Here is a 1118-nt window from a genome sequence, read left to right on the forward strand (position 1 = left end):
GCTGATAGCTTAAAAATAACCTCCACAATTCCTGGTCGCCAGGGCGTCAAACCCTGGCAAAACCCTATCCTAGTCTACGTAGAAATATCGAATCAAGGTGGTCATAACCTCACCAGGGTTTTCGGTAGGTTCGGGAGTGCTCCACTCGTCGGGATAGGCGTATTTAAGAGCATAAATGGCATAAATAGTATGCCGAACTTGTTCAGGAGAACCGATCAAGATGTGCTTGACTTTCTTAGGTTTCCGACCAGGGTTTTCAGGGTTCTGATTTTCATCGGAGTTAGGCGGAAGATTTTTCGTCATGACCAGTTATTCATTAATTTTCCTGAGATTATTAATCTATCAATAAGTTAATTAAAATGTCAAGGGGTTTAGGAAGTTTTTTTTATTACGAAATATGGAGATATCACTAACAGTAACTTAATCAAATAAATCGTAGGGTGGGCAGTGCTTCCCAGCAATTACAAAGCTTAGAGTAGATTTAATCGGCACTGCCCACCAACAGCAAATTAATTAAAATGAATCGTAGGGTGGGCAGTGCATCAGACCAATTTAAAAACTTGGGATAGCTTTTCTAGGCACTGCCCACCAACAGCAAATTAATTAAAATGAATCGTAGGGTGGGCAGTGCTTCATACCAATTTAAAAGCTGACAATCTCGAAGGTAAGCACTGCCCACCCTACATCTCTACTAGATTTTTAATAAAATGAATCGTAGGGTGGGCAGTGCTTCATACCAATTTAAAAGCTGACAATCTCGAAGGTAAGCACTGCCCACCCTACTACATCTCTACTAGATTTTTAATAAAATTAATCCTCAGGTGGGCAGTGCTTCATACCAAGTTAAAAGTTAACAATCTCCAATGTAAGCACTGCCCACCCTACTCCCTATCTTCATACCAAGTTAAAAGTTAACAATCTCGAAGGTAAGCACTGCCCACCCTACTCCCTATCTAGATAATGCGATCGCGCTGCTGATCAATCCAAACCAGAACAGCAATTACAGCATCTGGTACAAAACATCGAAGATGGTGGGTTACGGTGCGGATACAAATTGATTGGTAATCCCTCAAAATCCTGGCCGCCCCTAACCCACCCTACTGGCGTGGCACAGCTAA

General features: G+C 41.9%; 1 protein-coding gene. It reads right to left on the reverse strand.

Annotated elements, in window-relative coordinates; translation table 11 throughout:
* Positions 1 to 69: 69 nt before the first annotated feature.
* A complete protein-coding gene (locus F6K37_RS43795) occupies positions 70 to 303 on the reverse strand; it encodes a hypothetical protein (RefSeq protein WP_071986844.1) in 234 nt (77 codons plus the stop codon).
* Between the last annotated feature and the right edge of the window lie 815 nt (positions 304 to 1118).

It is taken from the genome of Moorena sp. SIO4E2 (assembly GCF_010671945.1).
Lineage (GTDB): Bacteria > Cyanobacteriota > Cyanobacteriia > Cyanobacteriales > Coleofasciculaceae > Moorena > Moorena producens.